This window comes from [Clostridium] celerecrescens 18A, from assembly GCF_002797975.1.
Taxonomy (GTDB): Bacteria; Bacillota; Clostridia; order Lachnospirales; family Lachnospiraceae; genus Lacrimispora; species Lacrimispora celerecrescens.
On the sequence record NZ_PGET01000001.1, the window covers coordinates 1,918,848 to 1,940,670 of the forward strand.

A 21,823-nucleotide genomic window follows, 5' to 3' on the forward strand; every position below is an offset into this window, starting at 1 on the left:
TCCTCGCCTATAGTTTCTTACCATAATATTGATGGGATGTCTGTACAACACAGCCTTTGAGTTCTAATTCCAGAAGAGTGCTCAAACAATCACTGACAGACAATCCGCTTAAAGATATAATCTCTTCCAGATTCTTCGGTTGCAAATCTAGGCAACTATACACCATTTTTTCTTTTTTGACAAGTCCGTTCTCGTTTTTTTCATGAACTCTTAATATATTACCACTCTGCAATTTGAAATATTCCAGCACAGAATCAGGACCTAACAAAATTTCTGCGCCTTCTGAAATAAGCCGGTTGCAGCCTGCACTTAAGGGATCTGTGACCCTTCCGGGAAGAGAAAAAACTTCTTTTCCCTGTTCAAGTCCTAAGTTAACTGTGATCAGAGAACCACTTTTTTCCCGCGCTTCAATAACTAAAATTCCATCTGACAGCCCGCTGATGATCCGGTTCCTCATAGGAAAATTACAAGGTCTTGGCGCATCACCCGGCATAAACTCCGTAATGATTCCGCCCTTGACTGCCATCTGTTCATATAATCCATAATTCTCTTTAGGATAACAAATATTGATTCCGCAGCCTAAAACACCATAGGTGTCTCCGCCGGCTTCCAGCGCACCCTGATGACCAGCACTATCAATTCCCCATGCCAATCCGCTTATGATCTGAATTCCAGCTCCGGAAAGCTCCCTGGCCAGGCAGGAGGCCATTTGCTTCCCGTAATTCGTGCAGTTTCGGGCTCCAATTATGGAAACCGCAGGTCTTTCATCATCAGGCAGCTTTCCTTTAAAAAAGATTCCCATAGGATATCCATAAATCGAAAGAAGCCGTTTCGGATATTCTTTGTCATAAGGTGTAACAAAATGAATTCCTCTATTTTCCAGCTTTTCCAGCTCTGCTATGCAAGCGTCTTTTTTACGTTTCATCTCCTCAAAAATGGTAGCTTCTGTCTGTTTTAAAAATCCTGACTGTTCCAGTTCTTTTCCTTCTATATTATATATTCCTTTATAGCTTCCGATGTAATCATAAAGCCGTTTTATTTTTACCGCTCCCAGAGCGGGAACATGACAAAGCCAGTATAAATACTCCCGTTCTTCATGACCGTCCATAAATTCCTCCCCAATATTTTCCTTCTATACTGCGCAGTCCTACCGCTTCTGCCAGATGGACTTTTCTTATCCATTCAGAGCCGTCCAGATCCGCAATCGTCCTTGAAACCTTTAGGATCTTCTCATAGCCTCTCACACTGAGTCCCAGGTTTTCATATACCTTCTTTAAAAACCTCTGCTCCTCATTTCCAAGACTGCAGGACTCCTCAATCTGGGCCTTATTCATGGAACTGTTAAAGTATATCCCACAGCCTTTAAACCGCTTTTTTTGAATTTTTCTTGCGTCCTCAATCCGTCTTCGTATGGCTGCAGAGGATTCGCCTCCTTTTTTCTCCTGCAGTTCTTCGTATGTGACCGCCCCGGATTCTGTGCAGATATCGATCCGGTCCAACAACGGTTTTGAAATCCTGCTTAAATATTTGCGCACCTGCAGTTCAGAACATCTGCATCTTGACCGGTCCGGGAAAAAGCCGCAGGGACAGGGATTTAGAGCCGCTGCCATCATAAAGTCCGCTGGGAATTCATAGGCACCGAATATTCTGGTAACCGTTATTTTCCTCTCCTCAAGAGGCTGCCTTAGAAGCTCTATGGTAGTTCTTTGAAATTCGGGTAGTTCATCCAGAAACAGAACGCCTCCGGATGCCAGGGAGATCTCGCCTGGTTTTGGTATTCGTCCTCCTCCGGCAAGAGCCGTTGGACTGATGGTATGATGAGGGCTTCGGAAGGGCCTTTTCACCACCAAGGGCTCTTCTTTGGAAAGCAGCCCGCATACACTGTATATCTTTGATATATCCACTGCTTCCTCCATTGACAGAGACGGCATGATCGTTGGAATCCTCTTTGCAAGCATCGTCTTTCCGGTCCCCGCAGGGCCGATATAAAGAATGTTGTGCATACCCGCCACCGCCACCTCTGTGGCCCGTCTTAAAAAAAGCTGGCCTCCGATCTCTGAAAAATCGACGTCATAAGCTTCCTGCTGCCCCATCAGCTCCCCATTTCCTAAGGAGCCTGCTTTTTGCTTCTCCGGATCGTTTAACTGATCCGTTAAATCCTTCAGATGATCCACTCCAATTACTTCTATTCCTTCTATTACTAAGCCCTCCCTGACGTTCTCTCTGGGAAGAAAACACTGGATCTTTCCGTCCTTTTTTGCAGCAGCAGTAATGGAAAGGGCTCCTCTTACAGGCTTAATCTCCCCATCTAGTCCCAATTCCCCGGAAATCACGCAACTACGCAAAGCGGCAGGTTTAACCAAGCCGGAAGCCGCCAAAATGGCCACCGCGATGGGCAAATCAAACGCAGTTCCCTCCTTGCGTATGTCGGCCGGGGAGAGATTAATAGTGACTTTTCTTGCAGGCAGCCGGAAGCCGGAATTTCTTAACGCCGTTCTTACCCGGTCCTGAGCTTCCCTTACCTCAGAGGAGAGATAACCAACCATGGAAAAACCCGGAAGTCCATCACTAACATCTGCTTCCACCAGGATAGGAACCCCTTCTACTCCCTTAATTCCCACACTATGAACTTTACTGTACAAAAATTGCCTCTCCTTTCATTCTTCCTGCCTACGCTTTTGGGCAGGGGATTTTATGATTCTGTTTCATAATTACAAGCTTGGAAAACATGCAGAAACGCATCTGGAATGTTCCTGAACCGGAACCTGATTTTATGATAACCGAAAAAAAGGAAAATGGCAATGTTTTTCTCTCATCTGCCTGATTCCGAAAGAATCAGGAATCCTTTAAGCCATGGGAAAATTCAGGCATATAGGCCCGGTAACGGAGCGGCATGTGATTACGCTGACAGACCGGATTTGTCCTTTCTTTTATGGAAACGCTTATTCTAAAGCGCTGAAAAAGCTTTTCGTATTCGTCTTCATCCGACGCTTTTTTCATTTGTTTCTCCCATTCCGGTGAAATCAGATCCACCAAAAACCAAGGCCGAAATGCCGGATGCAAAACTGCCTTTCTCCTGTTTTCATCATAGATAACCCAATTCTCTCCTGACAAGCGGTCCATAAAATGGGGAGCCAGAAGAACAATTACATCATTCTTTGGTCCGATCCGGCTCACCAAAAGATCACCCTCCATCTCCACAAATCGCACAAAGCCTGAGAGCAGATGAGTCTCATTATCAATATTACGGCACATCTGAAATATTTCGTATACCTCTTGAACCTGAAGCATATGAACTATCTTTGCACCAAAATGAAAACCGTAAATTAAAAAACGGTATATTTTATCCCCACGGTCTCTTTCTTTACTTAACGCAGCCTTGTATACAGCAATATATGCTTCCTCCGAAATCTTCCCCCTGATAGCCTGTACCACCTTATCAACACTCTGGGCGTTGACCGGAACCTCCTCATACTGGCAGAACAGCTCCATGGTATCCTCATCCCCCATAAGCCCAAGCTGCACATTCGCGTGGCCCTTTCTGCTGGTCCATGCTGCATATACACCGCTGAGAATGCCTTCTACGCTATTCTCACACAAATAGACTGTCTTCATAACCGGACTCCTTTTAACTCTGTCAAAGCAGGTACACTCATGTCATCAAACAAAGAAAGCTGCCGGAAAGTTCCTGTGGAACCGATGTCCCATACTTTTTTATGTTCCTCTCCTACAAGATGACTGGTAATAAAGTCCTCCTCGATCTTAACCGGATACATCATCCTGCCGGAACAGGTTATAAAATAAAGCGCACGCTTCAGTACAACACCGATCTTCTTTAAAGCATCAAAATCAAGCGGGCCATTCCTTCTGGCTGCGACTATACGCTTCACCGACTTCACTCCCATTCCGGGGACTCTCAGAAGGGTATAATAGTCTGCCCGGTTCACTTCCACTGGAAATAATTCCAGATGACGCAAGGCCCAGTCACACTTTGGGTCCAGAAATACATTGAAGTTCGGACGATCCTCGGAAAGCAGCTCTCCTGCCTGAAATCCATAGAAACGCATGAGCCAGTCTGCCTGGTACAGCCGGTGTTCCCGCAAAAGAGGAGGTCCCCCAGGAAGAGCCGGCAGGCTGCTGTCCTGATTGACTGGAACAAATGCAGAATAAAAAACCCGTTTTAAATCATAATTTTGATAAAGAGCCTCTGCTACCATCATCATCTGAAAATCATTTTCCCTAGTGGCCCCCACGATCATCTGTGTGCTCTGACCGGCGGGTACAAAGGACGGAGCTTTCTTGTATTCCATCAGTTCGTAACGATTAGCCGTAATTCCTTTCTGAATCTGCTTCATGGGAGTAAGAATCTTGCTCCTGCTTTTGCCGGGAGCCAGCTTCTTAAGTCCGTCGGCAGTCGGAAGCTCCAGATTGATACTCATACGATCTGCCAGAAATCCTGTTTTTTCGATCAATACCGGATCTGCACCCGGAATGGCCTTTACATGGATATAACCGTGAAAATGGTATTCTTCCCGCAGCTTTTTAAGGGTCTGGTAAATCAAATCCATAGTATAGTCAGCACTGTGAAGGACCCCAGAGCTGAGGAACAGCCCTTCAATATAATTACGGCGGTAAAACTGGATTGTCAGCTGGCACACCTCCTCAGGGGTGAAAGCTGTTCTCACAACATCGTTAGAGCATCGGTTGATGCAATACTTGCAGTCATAGATGCACTGGTTGGTAAACAATATTTTCAGAAGGGATATACATCTGCCATCTGCAGAAAAGCTATGGCAGATTCCGCATGCCTTCGTATTCCCGAGGGTCCCCGCTTTTCCCTTTCGGTCCACTCCGCTGGATGTACAGGCAACATCATATTTTGCGGCATCTGATAATATTTCAAGCTTTTCCTGTACACTTAATTCTTCCTGAATCAGCATCTCTCCACCTCGAACACACGTTCTTTTCTTTTATTGTAGCATAGTCAAACCTTTTTTTCAAGCATTTTCGAATGTATGTTCTTAATTTTAAAGATTTAACAGAGTCTGGGCTCATGAAATGTCCAAATAGGAAGATGCCACAAGATGCGAAGATGTACAAGATATAAGCGCAGAGATAGAAAAATGGAATCTTTTAAATAGGTAAAACATGCTTAAAAAGCAGCAGAAAGGAGGCGGAAATGCACGCGCTCTCTTTCTGCTGCCTATACATAAACCTGAAATCTTTCGCCCCCTGCGGTTGATCCATTTGCCGGTTCCGGCACTTATCCGTAAAATTCTGCTTCGTTATCCTCCATCTCCTCCATCTGGATAAAGCAATCGGCGGGAGCTTAGAAACCTTACAAAGCTGGATACAATAATGGACACAATAATGGATACAATGCTCCTTCCCATGATCTCTTCATGTTTCAAGATGGGAAAGGTCCTTTTGTACTGTTATTTAAAAACAGAAGTGATAGTACTCCAGATATATTTGAAAATATTCCCGATGCGGTGGAAAATATTTCCGTCAGAATGAAAGTCTTCATCAACTTTTACATCTTCACTGTCCTGCTTATCTTTTATCTCCTCAGTACGCAGAATCATCTGAATGCTCCTGGGGGACGGATTTTTTGCCGAGGTCATGGACACCGGAGAGGCTTCCAAATCAATGTTTAAAATAGTCGTATCTTCTATCGTATATTCATCCCATTTGTCATCAATCATATCCTTAATGGTGTCTTTTGCATTTCTCAAAACCTCAGTCTGATTCAGCCCATTCCCTGCCTCATCTAACGTACCAGCAAGGCCATTTAAGGTTTTCTCCGTACTGCTGTTTAAGGAATCGCCAACCACTTTCATCTGATTTTCAAGGGACCGGAAAAATACATTCATGGAATCAATGCCTCTGGAGGCGCTGTCTGTCATTTTTCCAATATCATTTAAAGTCGCGATCATATCATCATGGTGACGGTTTAGGATGCCATTTAATTCATCCACTGAGTTGATCAGATCATCGGCCGTATCACAGATATTCCCTGTAGCAGTGGCTATGTCAATTAATCCGTCTATCGTTCCGTTTATAGGGCCTCTTAAGGATTGTAAGTCTGCCATCAGCATACCGGTCATCCCCAGCATTGTTCCCAGATCTCCGGTCAGCCCCGCACCGCTGTTAACAATCTGCGGAAGAAGTGCGGCTAAAGGTGCGGCTGCTTCCATTATTTCCTTGGATCCATTGCTTGGGGTAGCCTTACGGCCGGTTGCCAAAGCGGAAGACAGATAACCGGTAAGAGCATTGATTTCCGGAATAGAATAGTCCTTCTCATTAAACAAATAGGAAGATATCTCGTCTTCATCCATCAGACCTTCATCCTGGATCTCCTGGATCAGATCCTGTAAGTCAGTATTTCTCATTCCTGCCGCCGAAGTACTTAGGGTATTGCTAAGGGCCGCCAGATTAGGAAGGGACTGACCAAGAGAGGCTAATTCCTTTGCCAGCTGCTGCTGCTCCGTTGTCAGAGTATTTAAGCGTCCTTCTATTTTTTTAACCTGCCCCATAAAAGCCTGGGATTTCATATCCGTCTGAGAACTCTTCGCCATTTTCCGCAGGTCATCCACTTCATTTCTTAAATACCGGACACTGTCCTGCAGATCTCCTAGATCAGGGGACAGGTCGTCAAGAATTCCCACCATATGATTTGTCTGGGTCCTGATCTCATTTAAAGCATTTCCGGCATTCTGCGTATGGTTATAAAAGGGCCGCATGGTCTGGGACAAATTGTCAAGAGCTGCCAAAGCCTCATCCGCATTCTCATACACCTTACCCTTGGAATCGGCAAATATCTGCCTGGTCCTGTCAAGTCCCCTGAGACCATCCGCCGTATCTGCGATGCCTTTTTGCATGTTTCCCATGGAGTCTAAAACCACATCCAGGCTGTCGCTGATCGCATCTGCAGAATCCTCCATGGTTTCCTTTGCATCTCTTAAATCTGCAATTTTATCAAGCTGGCTAACTGTCAAAGGTACCATGGTAAAGATCATGCCGGAAAATTTAAAATCTTCTGAACCGATGTGGATGGAATAATGGCCTTCCTCACCTGGCAATTGAAAGAATACAGCCATATTTAAATTACCGATAGACTGCACCTGTGCGCCTTCCGCTTCCAGGCTTAAGTTTTTATCCATATCAACAACTGTGCTGGCCATTAGGGCCATGTTATTCCGGTAGTAATCGGAAACTCCTTGATTGGGAACCAGATCCACATTGACCTCAATCAGGCCCTTTTCGCCGGCCAGCTCTTCTGCCTTTTTCTCTACACCGTTTAAACGGTAACTTACTTTAATATCCCAGGGGAGCTGGGATTTCTCTGTTTGGGTCCGGCCTTCAAAATAAAACCGGCTTCCTGTCTCTTCGGGAGAAAAGGTGACAGAGCCATCCTCCCCTATTACAGGTTCCGAATGGTCCGTTAAGTTCATTACCTTATCGTAAACCCCGTAATCTACTACCATGCTGTTTCCATTCATCTGGTAATTCTTTACAATGCTGCTTTCCTTGATCTCCCCATAAGGATCCATGGTCACATAAAGAGTTTCATCATACTGGGGCACATCAGGCGAGGCCAGGGCCGGCAGTATGGATTCAAGGGAGACTATGACAGCCAGGCCCATACTTATGATTCTATTATACTTCTTCATGATCGTTCTCTCCTTTGATTTTCACTTTTCCATATCTTAAACGTCGTTTTTCTCTTCTTTTTACCGCACGGAGCTGCTGATTCTGGATCTGCTTGTCAAAGGTGCTAAGCAAGGCAGGAAGCAGGGAAAGTACCAAAACCATGCTTAAAAGTGCTCCCCTTCCCACCAGGCGTCCCACCTGGGAAATCGCTTGTATGGACGATGTAAAATACAAAAGATAACCGACTACCGTAAGAATACCGCCTGACGTAAAAATGGAAAGAGTACTTTTTGAAATAGCAGCCTTGGCAGAGTCCGTGTTGTTCATGGTTTTACGGAAGCCCAGATAATTATTGGTCATTAGGATGGAATAATCAATGGTAGCTCCCAGCTGCAGGCAGCTTACGATGATGTATCCGATGTACACCATGTAGTCTCCAAGCACATATGGTAACGTCATATTTAAATAAATGGCCACTTCAATCGGTATAATTACAAGAATCGGTACCAGAACAGACCGGAAGGTTGCAAAAACAACCAAAGCCACTCCCGCCAAAGACAACAGTGACACTTTATTGTAGTCATCCGTTAAAATGTCACGGATATCAATTGTCGTGGGGGTCATACCTATCACATAGGCATCTTCCGGATAGTACTCCCTGATCAATTGTTCCAGCTCCTGACTGCATTCAAAGGCGTACGGACTCTCCTGGACCGTGTTTAGGGAAATCAAAAGCCTGGCGTATTTTTCACTCCGAAGCTGTTCAGTCACTTTTTCAGGAAGAAAGCTTTCCGGAATTCCCTTGGGAATAGTCCCCGCCATAGACATTGCATAATTTACGAAATCCAGCTCCTCCAAGGCGTCCGTCAGCTGCCGTTCGGTAACAATCGATCCATTGGGAACAATTCCAATGATCATGTTTGATTTTCCGAATTCTTCATTGATAGCCCTGGTATCCTCATAAACTCTTGTTCCAGGTCCAGCTCCAATGGCATCATCGCCGTAGTAGAAAACGTTCATATTCTGACCGAAATAACAGGGAACAGCCAGAAAAATGGCAATAACAAAAACAGGCTTCCGGATCTGGTTCATTAATTTTGCAAACCGGTCAAAAGAAGGGATGAACGGTTTATGGGCTGTTTTTTCAATCTTATCATTAAAGTGCAGGATCAGAGTCGGCATAAGGAATAGTACGGTAGCCAGACTGCAAATGATCCCTTTGGTCAGTACAAATCCCACATCCTTACCAATGGTAAAGCGCATGAATGCAATAACAAGAAACCCTACTATGGTGGTGGCCCCGCTCGCAAGAATAGAACTGCAGGATTCCTTTACTGCCAGTTCCATGGCCTCATGGATCTCGACGCCGGTATTCTTAATTGCCGTAAAAGTATGTAAAAGGAAAATGGAATAATCCATGGATACCGCCAATTGTAAAATGGCTGCCGTGGAAAACGTAAAAAATGATATGGTTCCGAACATCAGGTTGGATCCCATATTCAAGACAATGGCCACAACCATGACGAAGATAAACAAAAACGGTTCCATCCAGGATGTTGTGGTAAGGGTTAAGATCACCCAGATGATTACGAGCGCCATTCCAATCGCCATGGTAATCTCTTTTGTTATGGATTCCTCCCGCTCTTTACTGGAAACGGCGCTTCCTGCAAAATAGCCTCTGTCTTTTCCTACAATTTCATAAATCCCGTCTACCGCTTTCCGGGTTACCTGACTATCATCGCCGTTTTCAAATATTACATCCATCAAAGCATACCCGTCACGATAATAATCTTCCATGGAAAACGCATCCACAGACATCATATCGGTAATCCCCTGATCCACAAAAGAAGCTCCCATATAAACATCCGTGGTTAAATCCGGACCTATTACCAGATCCACCCCTTCCAGGTCCGATATTTGCTGTCTTATTTTTTTTGCTTCCTGAAGGCTTACATCCTTTACCATGATACGGGCCATTCCAGGATATCCAAACTCATCCTCCATCACATCAAGAGCCTGTTTTGTTTGGGCAAACTGCGGCAGGTATTTGCTTAAATCGTAATTGACCTTTACAAAAGGAAAACAGATGGCACAAATGATGGCCGCAAGAAAGAAAAAAGTCTCTATTTCCTTCCCGCGGAACACAATAATATGTACGATTCTATCAAATAAACTTCTGTCTCTCTTCATAGTTTCCTCCATTACCCATCCTTTTTCTGTTAATAGATATATTATTGACTTTTGAACACGTGTACATTATAATACTCTTGTAAATAAGTTTCAATAATCAATCAATTAAGAAGAATCTATTAATGATCACAAAGTCTTTTTTAATGCAATATTCAACACTCTTTGATGTTGTGTTCATTATTTTCAGGGATTCAGGCTCTGAAATTAAGAAGCAAGCCAAGAAGCACAATTGGAGGAATCGTATGGAAACTCAAAAACAGGATCGCCGCATCCGAAAAACTCAGAAGCTATTGAAAGAAAGCCTTCTTGAACTCATGGAAAAAAAGGACTTTAAGAATATTTCCGTGAAAGACATCACGGAACTGGCAGATTTAAACCGGGGTACTTTTTATCTTCACTATACCGATACCTACAACCTGTTACAGGAGATGGAATCCGAAGTCTTAGATGATTTTCAGGATATGGTAAGCAACTGCCGCTATGCCTTTAAAAAGGGTTCGCTCCTGCCCGTTGTTATACCAATCATTCATTATATTGAGGAGAACAAAAAGATATGTAAGATCCTTTTTGAGAACAGCTCCTCCAATGATTTTGTAAACCGCTTCCATACCCTTGTCTTAAAAAACGGAACTGCGATCATCAGGGAACAGTATCCTGCTGCCAGGGAAGTGACCCTGAACTATTACCTTGAATTTATCACATACGGACTGACCGGTGTCCTGAAGCAATGGCTTGATACGGATATGCAGCAGCCAAAGGAAGAGGTAGCCGAATTTGTGGATAAGATGATCATGGGAACTGCGCAAAAGCTCCTTGCTGTTTAAAGAAATCATTTTTTGTCATAAATCCTTATTTTTCGCCAGGAATCAACCGATATATGGATAGCGATGTCATACAGCCATTTAACTGTATGCTGCATCAATACTTACACAAGGATGAACTTTATGCTGAAAAATATAAAATCCAAAGATAAGAAGATTCCAAAAACACCCCCTATAAAAGGGAAGGAAGTAAATAATAAACAAAATAAAGCGAAACCGGCAAAAGCTTCAAAAGACAAAGGAAAAGGTCTATTACCTAAAAATAAAAGAGTTCTCGTTTTGATGGGAGCCGCCCTGCTGATCGTTATTATGGGATCTGTTCAGGCCATTATTATGCTTACGTCCCAAAAGAAGGGTGAGTCAGACGAAAAGGCAGAAGTAGCACCAACCTACTACTTTTCAAAAGAAGAAGATATTTCTTCGGTTACTGAAATTGTTGGCGCACGCGATTTTAAAAAGCTGGAGGCTTCTGAAGCCAGCTCTGAAGCAGAAACGAAGGAAACCGTTGATCAGACAACGGAATCATCTTCCGGCACTGCTTCACAAACATCCGGCCTGGAAGCCAGTTACAAATATCTTCATGTGGAAGATACCTCCGCTGATATAAAAAGCTACATGGATTATCTGGAGGAAAAAAAGAATTTCATTAATATAACGGATAAGTCCGAACAGCCAGAGTCCGGACAGCCTTCCTCAGAAGAGACCCCAAAGACAAGCTCAGAATTCTATCAGCTTGCCGGGCCGTCTAAAGATTCCGCTTCCTATCTTTCCATTACCCTGGAATCCGAAGTAGACAGCTATACCGTAACCACCAGTAAAGAAAGCCAGCCCTGGAGCACCTATTTTAAGGACCAGTGGAATCAGCAGAAAAAGATAATCGCTGATTTTGAAAAACTGCCAAAAGCGACCAATACCATAGAACAGGCAGAGGATGCCGTCCGCACCCTGAGCCAGGAAAAGCTTGGCCTGGCGGAAGCTTCCGACTCTTATGAATTTATCGCATCACCTGGTATATCTAAAATAGGCGGAAAAAATTACTATACAGTCAGGACATACAAACGCCAGCCTGACAGTACTCTGATTTATATAGCAACCTATTTATTTGACTATGAAACCAGCAATGTAGCCTTTCAGTACGATGAAGTAACAGGAAAGACAACTCCGCTGGGATGATTATACACGAAAAAGACGGACAGTCCTTATGGTGTGCTACCCATATCATTAAGGACCGGTACCGTCTTTTCCTATTTTCCTTTTTATGCTATAGTTAGCTTATAAAAAACAGAAGGAGATGTTTTAATGGAATTTTTACAATTGGCAAAAGAACGTTACTCAATGAGAAAATTCAGCGACCGGAAAATAGAAAAGGAAAAACTGGATTTGATCCTGGAAGCCGGAAGGGTCGCTCCTACTGCAGTGAATTATCAGCCCCAGCGAATTCTTGTCATTGACAGCGAAGAAAACCTTGCTAAATTAAAATCCTGCACCCCTTATCATTTTCATGCTCCTCTGGCTTTGCTGGTATGTTATGATTCCACGGTCAGCTGGAAAAGGTCTTACGACAATAAGGATATGGGAGATGTTGACGCCAGCATCGTTGCCACGCAGATGATACTTGAAGCGGCTGAATTAGGATTAGGCAGTACCTGGGTAGGTCATTTTGACCCTGTGTGCATCCGTTCGTCATTTAATATCCCGGAGCATTTAATTCCAGTTGCTCTGCTTCCTATGGGCTATCCCGGGAAAAACTGTGCTCCTCACCCTCTTCATGAGAAACGGTTTCCTATAGACCATACTGTTTTCTATAATTCCTATAGCGGCATTGACTCCTCCAAAGAACGGTAACCTTTCATGAACCCCCATATGCATGCATAAGATAACTATATACTGCGTTTAAAATAGCAGGTTGGGGGCTTTAGCATGAATAAAATATTGGATAATGAATATTATGACTTGATCATTAGTAATTCTTTAGTTCCCGGTTTTGATACCGGTAATAATCTTACGGTTTTAAATGATAGATATTCTTTGATGCATATATGGAAAAGCAATATGGACGCCTGTGACCTGGGACGGTATCCTTATGATAATTTCCCTTCCCTTTTTACACTTACTTCTAAAGTGAGCATAGAAAAATCGGGCATTGCCAATGTCCGGAGACATCCCGATTTAAGCCTGATGGGGCTTGGGGTTGCCATCGGCATCATAGACACCGGCATCGACTACCAGCACCCCGCATTCAAATATCATGACGGTACCACCCGTATTCTTTCCATATGGGACCAGACCGACCAGACCGGCAAGCCTCCCAAGGACTTTAGTTTCGGCTCAGAATACACGAAAAAACACATCAATACCGCACTGAAATCCAAGAACCCCTTATCCATGGTGCCTACTGTTGATAGCAATGGACATGGTACGGCAATCGCCAGTGTAATCGCCGGCAGTCCCGATGAAAAAAACTCTTTTACCGGTGTTGCTCCCCAAACCGAGCTTATCATAGTAAAATTAAAAGAAGCGAAGCAAAATTTAAAAGAGCTGTTCTTTGCTCCGGATAATTCCCTGTGCTATCAGGAATCTGATATAATGCTGGGAATCCGTTACCTGCTCTCCGTTTCGGAAGAAAAAGAGCTGCCTCTCGTTATATGCATAGCAATGGGAAGCAACCAGGGAGGCCATGATGGTTTGGGAGTTATCAGCTCTTACTTAGAACACATCGTACAAATGCCCAAAACTGACGTATTGATAGCCGCAGGGAATGAAGGAGACAGCCGCAGACATTATTTCCACCATTCGGCGGCTACTCCTTTCCGCAATGGCTTTAATTTAAAAATAGGGAGAAACGATAAAAAATTCACAATGGAAATCTGGCCCTTTCCTCCTGGGAAAGTAAGTATTGAAATATTCCCGCCTAACCAGGAATTCATTCAGAGCATATCTCCCCCTGCCGGAGTTTGCCAAAAATTCAGCCTTGCCATGGGCCAAACTACCATTTGGATCAACAATATCCTGTTGGAAGGTTCAACGGGGGATCAGGTTATTTTATTGCGGTTTGACAATCCGACTCCAGGAATCTGGTATTTCCAGGTCACAAGCATAGAAAATGAACCTTTTTCCTTCCATTCCTGGCTTCCGTCAGGGAACTTGATTTCAAACGAAACATATTTCTATCAGGCAAATCCCAACACTACCATTACAGCCCCGGGAAATGCCAGAAATCCCCTGACAGTTGCCGCCTATAACCAGTTTGATGGCAGAATTCTGGGTGAATCAGGAAGAGGCTTTTCCAGATTCGGGGAAATCAATCCTAATATTGCCGCTCCCGGATACCAGATTCCATGCGCACTCCCAGGAAATCAATATGGCAGCCTAACTGGTACCGGAGCCGCCGCCGCACACGCAGCGGGAGCTTCTGCCATGGTCATGGAATGGGGGTACTGCAAAGGCAACCACACTACCGTCACCGGCGTCCAGATCAATCATATGATCATGCGGGGAGCACAGAGAGACAGCGCCTATTCTTATCCCAATGAGAGCTGTGGATACGGACAGATAGACGTATACAAACTGTTTCAAAGGATATCTGTGATTTGATGCATTTGGTATTAAGAATATGATAAGTAGCTTTAGCTGTCTAACCCATGGTTGGCAGCTATTTTTTTATAATACACTACTGCCCCTATTCCACACAGGCAGGCAATCCCGGCCAGCAGCAAATACCCGGTCTGTATACCTGCTCTGACGACCAGCGCCCCGGTAAAGATCGGGAAGGTTGTCATGCCCAGTGCATATATAGCCTGGTACATTCCCATGGCCGTAGATTTGCTGCCGGCCGGAATGCCGCGCATTGCTTCCGAGGTTGCAAACGAGAACAAGATACCAGTGGACATCCCCGGTAATATTTGCAGCAGCAAAAGCACAGGTATGCTCCCTGCGGCCGGAACCAGGATACAATAGAAAGCCACAACAGCAAAAACCAGCGGAATCCAGAACCTTGGGCCTTTCCGGCTGCAGGTCCCGGAAGCTGCGAAAGCCGCAAACCCTACGGATGATATCATGTAGATCACAGAGGATATCCCCACAATTACGTCCGATGCGCCCAATTCTTTTAATATCTGGTTCGTAAACGACATGGCAGTCGTCAGCTGGATCCCCTGTTGAATCAGAGCCAGGAAAGAGAACAGCCATAAGTGCCTGAAATTGCAGACAGATAGCAGTTCTCTTTTCTTATGTATACAGGGTTTAACAGCCGTCTCTTTAATTCCAATTGAAAGAAGAAAAGCCATCAGGCCCGCGCACATGCTCAACATGCAGATTCCCGCCATGCCGATGCGATGATAGCTGATTGTACTGCACAGAAAGCCAAGAAGCATTCCAAAATTATTAAACAGTACGATCCGGCTGGTGGCAGCCTGCTGATCTCCTGCAGAAAAATGATAGGTATAGAACACCATATAGGAAATCCACATGGCAGAAGCCAGTCCGGAGAAGAAATTGGCAACCAGAAAACCTGTGCCATTGCACCAGAATACCCGGAAAACAGATGCGGTTCCAGAGGCTATCGCTCCTGCCATTATAAAATATTTATGTCTGCCAACAGAATCTGCGCAAAGGCCTATGGGAAACCTTAACACCAATTGGGAAATTCCATAAGCCCCCACCACCATTCCGGTAAATACGCTGCCGGTGATTGGAGGCAGTAATTCTTGCGATGGTCAAAAGACCCTTTAAAAGTCCGGAGGCTGCGATCGCCGGAACCATGGGAGTAAACATGGAGGAAACTACGGAGATAACACCTTCCAGTTGTCCAATTACTTCTTTCTTTGCCTTCTTTGTATCTCTTAATTCAAACCTTAATCTGGTAAAACAATGGGTGAGTCCCCTTATGTTATCAGAACCGCCGACATTTGTTATAATGTCTTTGGCTATTTGATTATAATTCATTTTCCAAACCCCTTTCAAGTGTTATCATATCTTATCACCCGGCCGAAATGACAAAATAAAAAAGACCCGACCAAGCGATACAAATCATAAGGCTAAAAATAATAAGCCTTATCACTCTTTGCTCAATCCGATCTTGCCTGCATTACCAGTAACACGTCTTCCTGTTTTGCTATTTAGTTGTACTCAACTGAATACAATATAACACTGTTTGCAAATTGATGCAACTAATTTTAAATTTTTCTGCATTTTTCCCAATTTTTCAACGCAAAAATCGTCTATTATTTACAAAAATAAAGCGTTTTTGCTAACAATCAATAAAATGAATGACCGGAGCAAAACATGTCCGTTTGCTCCGGTCATTCATTTTATATGTCTGCAGCTGCCTTCATGATAAGAGCTGCCACAGCAGCCCCGGGATCTTTTAAGGAGCGGGACGCTTCTCCTCTTGTTGCTGCCCTTCCATGAACGGCTATCATTGTCGTTGTATGTTCAAAACCATCCCATGCAGCTGTTGCAGCTTCCTCAAAGGCTTTCTCAAGGGATACTCCGGCTTCCACTCCGGCTTTTAGTATCTGTACTCCGGGATGAAATCCATCCAAAAAGGTTTTATCCCCTAATTTTGCCTTACCCAGATCAGCAACACCTGCTTCATAGGCTTCAAACATATCAGCAACATCTGCACCGGACAATTCTGTCGTTCCTTTTAGTGTCTTCCCGGCACGCATCAGTCCTGCTGCCATCAACGTTCCCATGGTTGAAGGGACCTTATTACCCATGGTCTTTCCTGCCTTGTATAATAACTTGCCCAGATCCGGCTCCGATCCATCCGAAACCGCGTCGTAGGCCGCCTGGAATCCATCCGTCATCGTAAGTCCCAGATCACTGTCTCCCACAACACTGTCCAGTTCAATTAAGTAGTTTCGGTTTTCCACCATAATCTTACTTATTCTGCCAAGCATGGCTATCAGTTCCTGCTGGTTCATATCAGCCTCCATTCTGCCGCTGATGCCGGCGGCATAAATAATCGTGACAAACGATATGCGCTTATACCATCTACTCCAATCGGATCTTTAGACAATTCCCTGCTTAAAGAATGGTGTATCAGCCGGAGCATCCAGATAGCCCTTCAGTTCCTCATCCATTTTCAAAAGGGAAATGGATAAGCCTGCCATCTCAATGGAGGTTACATATTCACCTACATAATAACGGTGCACCTTGATTCCCTTCTCTTCCAGAATCAGATTGACCTTTCTTGCCACAATATACTGCTCATCAAGAGGAGTAGCTCCCAGTCCGTTTACCAGAACCGCAACCTCATCTCCGGCGCAGTATGGAATATCTTCTAGGATTTTTTCCATCATTTCTGATGTGATTTCATCTGCTGTTTCCAGTTTCCCCCGGCGGATTCCAGACTCTCCATGGATTCCCATACCGATTTCCATCTCATCCTCTCCGATCTCAAATCCCGGATGACCGACTCTTGGTACTGTACAGGGGGTTAGTGCCACTCCCATGGTCCTTACATTGGCAGCCGCTTTCTCTGCAATCCGTTTTACCTCCTGTAAATCCTTACCGGCTGCCGCTGCTGCTCCGGCGCATTTGTATACAAAAAAGATGCCTGCTACTCCTCTTCTGGTGTTCTTTTCTCCTGAAGCCGCCTTGGGAGATGCCACATCTTCCCCTGCAACAACGCTTTCCACATGGATATCCTCTTCCATATCTGCCATCTCTGCGGCCATGTCAAAGTTAAAGATATCCCCATTATAATTACCGTAAATATAAAGAACACCGGCTCCGGAATCAATGCGTTTCGTTACATTAAGCATCTGCTCCGCGCTGGGAGACTGGAAAACATCTCCCACCGAACAGCCGTCTAACATCCCTTTTCCTACATAACCCAGAAACAGAGGAAGATGCCCCGAACCCCCTCCGGTCGCAATCCCTACTTTTCCCTCTACCTTATTGGAGGTAACCAGACAGCGCAAGTCACCTTCCGTATAAGTAACATAGTCCGGATGAGCAAGGTAGATTCCCTCCAGCATCTCATTCACATAGTTTTCCGGTACATTAATCAGTTTTTTCATTTATTCCTTCTCCTTCCCACAATTTATTGCAGTTCAACCATATGCGTTCCGATACACTTCTATGACCTGCTGGAGTGTCGGTCTAAATGGATTGTCCTCCATACAGGAATCCTTAAGCGCAATTTCTGCCAGAGCCTTAAAATCTTCAGGATTTACCTTAAGCTCTTTAAGATTTTGTGTAATCCCAACCTCTCTTGACAGCCGCCTGATACAGGCCACCGTTTCCTTCACGGCCTGTTCCCCTGTCATGGCAGACGCCCCAGGCAGTTTAAGTCCCTCTGCCACCTTCTTATACCGTTCCGCGGCTTCCGGCCTGCTTCCATTAAATTCCATGACAAAAGGCAGCAAAACCGCATTGCAGATGCCGTGAGGCAGGTTCATAAGCCCTCCAAGAGAATGGGCCATGGCATGCACCATGCCAAGACCTGCATTGGAAAATGCCATGCCTGCGCTGTATTCCGCATAAGCCATCATTTCCCTGGCCTTTTCATTGCTTCCGTCAGCCACCGCTTCCGGAAGGTATGTACCAATCACGCCCATTGCCCAAAGGGCATCCTTATCCGTATATGGGGTCGCCCGTTTTGCCACAGCCGCTTCAACGGCATGGGTCATGGCATCCATTCCTGTGGAAGCCGTAAGGGCTTTTGGCATGCTCATCATTAAGTCCACATCATTAACGGCTATGGTAACCATACAGTTCGGGTCTACCATACACATTTTAGAATGTCTCACCGGGTCGGTCACGATATAGAACGAGGTAACCTCAGAACCGGTTCCCGCAGTGGTATTCACCGCAACTATGGGCATTCCTGGATTAAGAGAGCGTTCTACCCCTTCATAGTCCTCCACCTTACCGCCGTTTGTCATCACAATGCTGACTGCCTTTGCCGTATCTATGGCAGAGCCACCGCCCACAGCCACCAGAAGGTCCACTTCCAGGGCCTTAGCAGCCTCCAGGCAGTCACCTACAACCATGGTGGTGGGATTGGGCTCAACCAAGTAGTAAATGGCGTATTCCATCCCGGCTTTTAAAAGACAGGCTCCCACTTTGTCACCGGTACCATTTTTATACAGGAAGGGGTCCGTAACGATAAGTCCCCGTTTAAACCCCCGTTTCTTAAGCTCATCCGGCAGCAGCCCGATGGAACCGCGGCCAAAAAAACTGGTCCCTACTGCATTGATCCTCTCAAGTGCCATAAATGGCCTCCTTAGAATTCTATATTTCTGAAATCTCCCGGATCGATCCGTTTCAGCGCGCTCAGTTCTTCCTTTGTAGGAAGGGGCGTATAGGCGATATGGGAGTATTTTATTGGAAATCCGGTATTTTCCTGTACCTCCTCTAAGCTGGAAGTTGGGTGGATGGTTTCAAGAACCATTTCTCCATGTTCCATTTTAAAGATGCATAAGGGGGTGATGATCCGTTCCACATTTCCCCTGGTAGTTACAAAATCCACCTGATTCACAAAGGTGCGCTTATCATGCTTTGTCCTCCAGAGAATCGCCCTCTTTGCCGTTGGTATAAGAACAGCACTTCCTGCTCCTCCAGGCATCCTCACCTTTGGTTTTTTGTAATCTCCGATAACCGACGCATTGACATTGCCATGGGAATCAAACTGGATTCCGCTTAAGAATGCCACATCTAACCCCCCTCTCATGGCCAGGTCAAATACTTCCATTAAAGGAAAATATGAAGTGGAACGTTCCAAAAGCTCCGGGCCTGCACTGGTATACTTTTTAAGCCTCACCGGATCCGGGTCTGTTCCTCCCGGGATATTCAAATGTACAGCTCCCGGTGCATGAAGCGCTTTTGCAAGCAGCAGCGCAATCATGGGCATATGGGAGGATACTCCGTGAAAAACCTTGCTGCCGTCAGGTATGAGGCGGGCCATGGCGCAGACCATAATATCGCAGACTCTGTTTTTTTCTTCCATCATGCCATGTCCCCCTTATCCTTTGTAATCGGACTTTTCAAATGCCTTTAAATAGACATTCAGGCCGTCCAAATCTTTCAGCCCTTTAAATTCCTTTAGATTCTTTCCGTCAATATCATAAGAACCCGGACAAGAACATGGTGCAGCCCCTTTGGGGACCCTGACAACTGCTTCCACCAGAAAATGAGGAATATCCGCCTTTTTTGAACTTCCGGTAAACGCAGATCCATGGACGATATTCTCTGCTGTCAGGATGACCCTTTTGGCTGCCCTGGAAAACAGGACATCCTCAAATAATGGCCCTGTGATCCTGGCGTTCCCCTCTTCATCCGCCTCCTGTACATGAATAACCGCAACCTCCGGCCTTATGGCCTTTACCACTGTCACCGGCTCCTTTGTAAACGGATCCTCGACCCGTATGAAATAATCATTGGCATCGATTAAGTCGCTGATCACAAGCCCCTTTACAGGCATGAATCCCACTCCGTAGCTGGCGGCACGGAGCGCGGAGATCACCGTATAACAGGCGTGCTCGTTCCCTTTGACAGCTCCGCTTTCAACGGCCCTGCGGTAATGTCCGGCCAGGGAATATTCACTTTCATAGCTGATAAAGCCGGCATCTACGCTGGAAACACAGCCTCCGAAACAAAGCATGTCCACATCCATGGCTCCTGCTGTCTTTACCAGCTTTAAGTCTCTTTTTTTCTGACGCACCAGTTCCCGTACCATCGCCATGGGCGCCCGATGGAGCACATTGCCGCCTAGGCCAAGAATATCTCCGTCATAGATCCGGGCGGCCGCCTCCTGCAAAGTCATTATTTTGCTCATGGTCTGACCTCACTTTCTATCCTGCACTCCTTTATTTCGCTGCATTGCAGGCAATCTGGATGGCATCCCATACCCCGGAAAAGGGAGGTGCATAAATGAGATCCGTCATTCCAAGCTCTGCCGTTGTCATCCTGCAATGAATTGCCACAGCAAATACATCTGCCCGCAAAACAGCCCCCTTTTGTCCGCAGGTCTGTGCACCAAGCAGCCTTTTTGTACCTTTTTCATAGATCAGCTTTATGGTGATCGGCGTTGGATCCGGATAGTACGCCGGATGGTCATTGGCCTGGATAACCAAAGTCTTATAATCCTTAGTTAGTCGTATGGCATCTCCTTCTCCCATACCCGTACGTCCAAGCTCCAGCCCGCAAACCTTGATCGCCGCAGACCCAAGGGCACCGATAAACGCTTCATGGCCCCCTGCTAAATTGGCGCCTGCGATTCTGCCGCATTTGTTCGCAACTGTTCCAAGAGCCAAAAAGCTGTCTTCCTCTAATACTTCGTTATAGACTAAAATACAGTCTCCCGCCGCATACACATCCGGAATAGAGGTTCTCATTTCCTGGTCCACAATGAGGCCACCGTTTTTCCCCATGGTGATTCCTGTGTTCTTCAGAAATTCCGTACAGGGACGGACACCCACGGCAACGATCACCAGATCCGCATCGTAGGTTCCCTTATCTGTTTTTACACCTTTTACATAAAGACCGTCTCCATAAAACCCTTCCACCTTTTCTCCGGTGTTAAGAAGGACCCCTGACTTTACCAACTCCTCATGGGCCAGGGCAGCGATTTGCTCGTCAAAGGGCATAAGGATTCTGGGCGCTGCCTCAAGCATACGGACATTCTTTCCCAGATTCAAAAATGCTTCCGCACACTCCACTCCGATATATCCGCCTCCAACGATGACGATGTTTTGGACTTCCGGCATTTTTGCATATTCCTTTAAAAAGATGCCGTCTTCCATGGACTTAAGAACATGGACTCCCATAAGCTCCTTGCCCGGAAAGGGAGGAACCACAGCCGATGCCCCAACAGCTATCATTAATTTATCATAAGAATCCGTAAATTCCTGACCGTTTTCAAGGTTCTTTACAAGGACCTCTTTCCTTTCCACGTCAACGGATTGTACCTCGTGGCGGAGGAAGGTTTCTATGCCCATCTTAGTGAAGGTCTCCCGTGAACGGGCGATCATCTTGCGGTAATCATCGTTATAGTCCCCTACATAGTAGGGAAGTCCGCACGCTCCATAAGAGAGAAAGCCTCCCTTTTCATAGACCGTTACTTTCGCGTCCGGGTCGACCCTGCGGATCTTGGAGGCGGCACTCATTCCTGCCGCTACTCCTCCAATTATAATAATCTTCATGTTTTC

At 45.5% G+C, this 21,823-nt stretch carries 18 protein-coding genes; 4 read left to right on the plus strand and 14 right to left on the minus strand.

What is annotated here, in order from left to right; translation table 11 throughout:
- Positions 1–7: 7 nt before the first annotated feature.
- From dprA to H171_RS09080, 6 genes are all read right to left on the minus strand, one after another.
- Positions 8–1,108: a DNA-processing protein DprA gene (gene dprA / locus H171_RS09055; RefSeq protein WP_100304834.1), complete on the minus strand. Its 1,101-nt coding sequence runs from the start codon at positions 1,106–1,108 to the stop codon at positions 8–10.
- Positions 1,095–2,642, minus strand: a complete 1,548-nt coding sequence (locus H171_RS09060) for a YifB family Mg chelatase-like AAA ATPase (protein WP_100304835.1) — start codon at positions 2,640–2,642, stop codon at positions 1,095–1,097. The genes dprA and H171_RS09060 overlap by 14 nt, the downstream gene beginning before the upstream one ends.
- 193 nt (positions 2,643–2,835) lie before the next feature.
- A complete protein-coding gene (locus H171_RS09065) occupies positions 2,836–3,615 on the minus strand; it encodes a TIGR03915 family putative DNA repair protein (RefSeq protein ID WP_100304836.1) in 780 nt (259 codons plus the stop codon).
- Entirely contained in the window at positions 3,612–4,940 is a 1,329-nt protein-coding gene (locus tag H171_RS09070; protein ID WP_100304837.1) for a putative DNA modification/repair radical SAM protein, read from the minus strand. The genes H171_RS09065 and H171_RS09070 overlap by 4 nt, the downstream gene beginning before the upstream one ends.
- A 495-nt stretch (positions 4,941–5,435) precedes the next feature.
- Positions 5,436–7,673 carry a hypothetical protein gene (locus H171_RS09075; RefSeq protein WP_100304838.1) on the minus strand — a complete coding sequence of 746 codons (2,238 nt, stop codon included), beginning with the start codon at positions 7,671–7,673 and terminating at the stop codon, positions 5,436–5,438.
- On the minus strand, positions 7,660–9,843 hold the full coding sequence (locus H171_RS09080; protein ID WP_100304839.1) for an efflux RND transporter permease subunit: 2,184 nt from the start codon (positions 9,841–9,843) through the stop codon (positions 7,660–7,662). The genes H171_RS09075 and H171_RS09080 overlap by 14 nt, the downstream gene beginning before the upstream one ends.
- 242 nt (positions 9,844–10,085) lie before the next feature.
- On the opposite strand from H171_RS09080, the gene H171_RS09085 reads away from it, so the two are divergent.
- The 4 genes from H171_RS09085 to H171_RS09100 all read left to right on the plus strand — a co-directional run bounded on the left by H171_RS09085 (position 10,086) and on the right by H171_RS09100 (position 14,258).
- Complete coding sequence (locus tag H171_RS09085) at positions 10,086–10,667, plus strand: TetR/AcrR family transcriptional regulator (RefSeq protein ID WP_100304840.1); 582 nt, start codon at positions 10,086–10,088, stop codon at positions 10,665–10,667.
- A 120-nt stretch (positions 10,668–10,787) separates the two neighbouring features.
- A complete protein-coding gene (locus H171_RS09090) occupies positions 10,788–11,837 on the plus strand; it encodes a hypothetical protein (protein WP_100304841.1) in 1,050 nt (349 codons plus the stop codon).
- Between the two features lie 126 nt (positions 11,838–11,963).
- Positions 11,964–12,509: a nitroreductase family protein gene (locus H171_RS09095; RefSeq protein ID WP_100304842.1), complete on the plus strand. Its 546-nt coding sequence runs from the start codon at positions 11,964–11,966 to the stop codon at positions 12,507–12,509.
- Positions 12,510–12,584: 75 nt separating this feature from the next.
- A complete protein-coding gene (locus H171_RS09100) occupies positions 12,585–14,258 on the plus strand; it encodes a S8 family peptidase (RefSeq protein ID WP_100304843.1) in 1,674 nt (557 codons plus the stop codon).
- Between the two features lie 32 nt (positions 14,259–14,290).
- Here the strand turns inward: H171_RS09100 and H171_RS09105 are convergent, their stop codons facing one another.
- From H171_RS09105 to H171_RS09140, 8 genes are all read right to left on the minus strand, one after another.
- Complete coding sequence (locus H171_RS09105) at positions 14,291–15,331, minus strand: MFS transporter (RefSeq protein WP_100304844.1); 1,041 nt, start codon at positions 15,329–15,331, stop codon at positions 14,291–14,293.
- The gene (locus H171_RS09110) at positions 15,249–15,608 is read right to left on the minus strand and encodes a PTS transporter subunit EIIB (protein WP_100304845.1); all 360 of its coding nucleotides are present in this window, start codon (positions 15,606–15,608) and stop codon (positions 15,249–15,251) included. Before H171_RS09110 ends, H171_RS09105 begins: the two co-directional genes overlap by 83 nt.
- 365 nt (positions 15,609–15,973) lie before the next feature.
- Positions 15,974–16,591, minus strand: a complete 618-nt coding sequence (locus tag H171_RS09115; RefSeq protein ID WP_100304846.1) for a dihydroxyacetone kinase family protein — start codon at positions 16,589–16,591, stop codon at positions 15,974–15,976.
- A gap of 87 nt (positions 16,592–16,678) precedes the next feature.
- A complete protein-coding gene (locus tag H171_RS09120) occupies positions 16,679–17,692 on the minus strand; it encodes a dihydroxyacetone kinase subunit DhaK (protein WP_100304847.1) in 1,014 nt (337 codons plus the stop codon).
- Positions 17,693–17,725: 33 nt separating this feature from the next.
- Positions 17,726–18,889, minus strand: a complete 1,164-nt coding sequence (locus H171_RS09125; RefSeq protein ID WP_100304848.1) for an iron-containing alcohol dehydrogenase — start codon at positions 18,887–18,889, stop codon at positions 17,726–17,728.
- Between the two features lie 11 nt (positions 18,890–18,900).
- Positions 18,901–19,626: a CoA-transferase subunit beta gene (locus H171_RS09130; RefSeq protein ID WP_100304849.1), complete on the minus strand. Its 726-nt coding sequence runs from the start codon at positions 19,624–19,626 to the stop codon at positions 18,901–18,903.
- 12 nt (positions 19,627–19,638) lie between these two features.
- Positions 19,639–20,451 (minus strand): CoA transferase subunit A, encoded by an 813-nt coding sequence (locus H171_RS09135; RefSeq protein ID WP_100304850.1) that lies wholly within the window; start codon positions 20,449–20,451, stop codon positions 19,639–19,641.
- A 31-nt stretch (positions 20,452–20,482) separates the two neighbouring features.
- A complete protein-coding gene (locus H171_RS09140; RefSeq protein WP_100304851.1) occupies positions 20,483–21,817 on the minus strand; it encodes a CoA-disulfide reductase in 1,335 nt (444 codons plus the stop codon).
- Positions 21,818–21,823: the final 6 nt, after the last annotated feature.

Bases quoted from the DNA above. Each gene is read 5' to 3' on its own strand.
- H171_RS09105 (WP_100304844.1), bottom strand. From the start codon at position 15,331: ATGGTGGTGGGGGCTTATGGAATTTCCCAATTGGTGTTAAGGTTTCCC.
- H171_RS09110 (WP_100304845.1), bottom strand. From the start codon at position 15,608: ATGAATTATAATCAAATAGCCAAAGACATTATAACAAATGTCGGCGGT.
- H171_RS09115 (WP_100304846.1), bottom strand. From the start codon at position 16,591: ATGAACCAGCAGGAACTGATAGCCATGCTTGGCAGAATAAGTAAGATT.
- dprA (WP_100304834.1), bottom strand. From the start codon at position 1,108: ATGGACGGTCATGAAGAACGGGAGTATTTATACTGGCTTTGTCATGTT.
- H171_RS09130 (WP_100304849.1), bottom strand. From the start codon at position 19,626: ATGATGGAAGAAAAAAACAGAGTCTGCGATATTATGGTCTGCGCCATG.
- H171_RS09120 (WP_100304847.1), bottom strand. From the start codon at position 17,692: ATGAAAAAACTGATTAATGTACCGGAAAACTATGTGAATGAGATGCTG.
- H171_RS09080 (WP_100304839.1), bottom strand. From the start codon at position 9,843: ATGAAGAGAGACAGAAGTTTATTTGATAGAATCGTACATATTATTGTG.
- H171_RS09125 (WP_100304848.1), bottom strand. From the start codon at position 18,889: ATGGCACTTGAGAGGATCAATGCAGTAGGGACCAGTTTTTTTGGCCGC.
- H171_RS09070 (WP_100304837.1), bottom strand. From the start codon at position 4,940: ATGCTGATTCAGGAAGAATTAAGTGTACAGGAAAAGCTTGAAATATTA.
- H171_RS09100 (WP_100304843.1), top strand. From the start codon at position 12,585: ATGAATAAAATATTGGATAATGAATATTATGACTTGATCATTAGTAAT.
- H171_RS09090 (WP_100304841.1), top strand. From the start codon at position 10,788: ATGCTGAAAAATATAAAATCCAAAGATAAGAAGATTCCAAAAACACCC.
- H171_RS09140 (WP_100304851.1), bottom strand. From the start codon at position 21,817: ATGAAGATTATTATAATTGGAGGAGTAGCGGCAGGAATGAGTGCCGCC.
- H171_RS09065 (WP_100304836.1), bottom strand. From the start codon at position 3,615: ATGAAGACAGTCTATTTGTGTGAGAATAGCGTAGAAGGCATTCTCAGC.
- H171_RS09085 (WP_100304840.1), top strand. From the start codon at position 10,086: ATGGAAACTCAAAAACAGGATCGCCGCATCCGAAAAACTCAGAAGCTA.
- H171_RS09135 (WP_100304850.1), bottom strand. From the start codon at position 20,451: ATGAGCAAAATAATGACTTTGCAGGAGGCGGCCGCCCGGATCTATGAC.
- H171_RS09095 (WP_100304842.1), top strand. From the start codon at position 11,964: ATGGAATTTTTACAATTGGCAAAAGAACGTTACTCAATGAGAAAATTC.
- H171_RS09075 (WP_100304838.1), bottom strand. From the start codon at position 7,673: ATGAAGAAGTATAATAGAATCATAAGTATGGGCCTGGCTGTCATAGTC.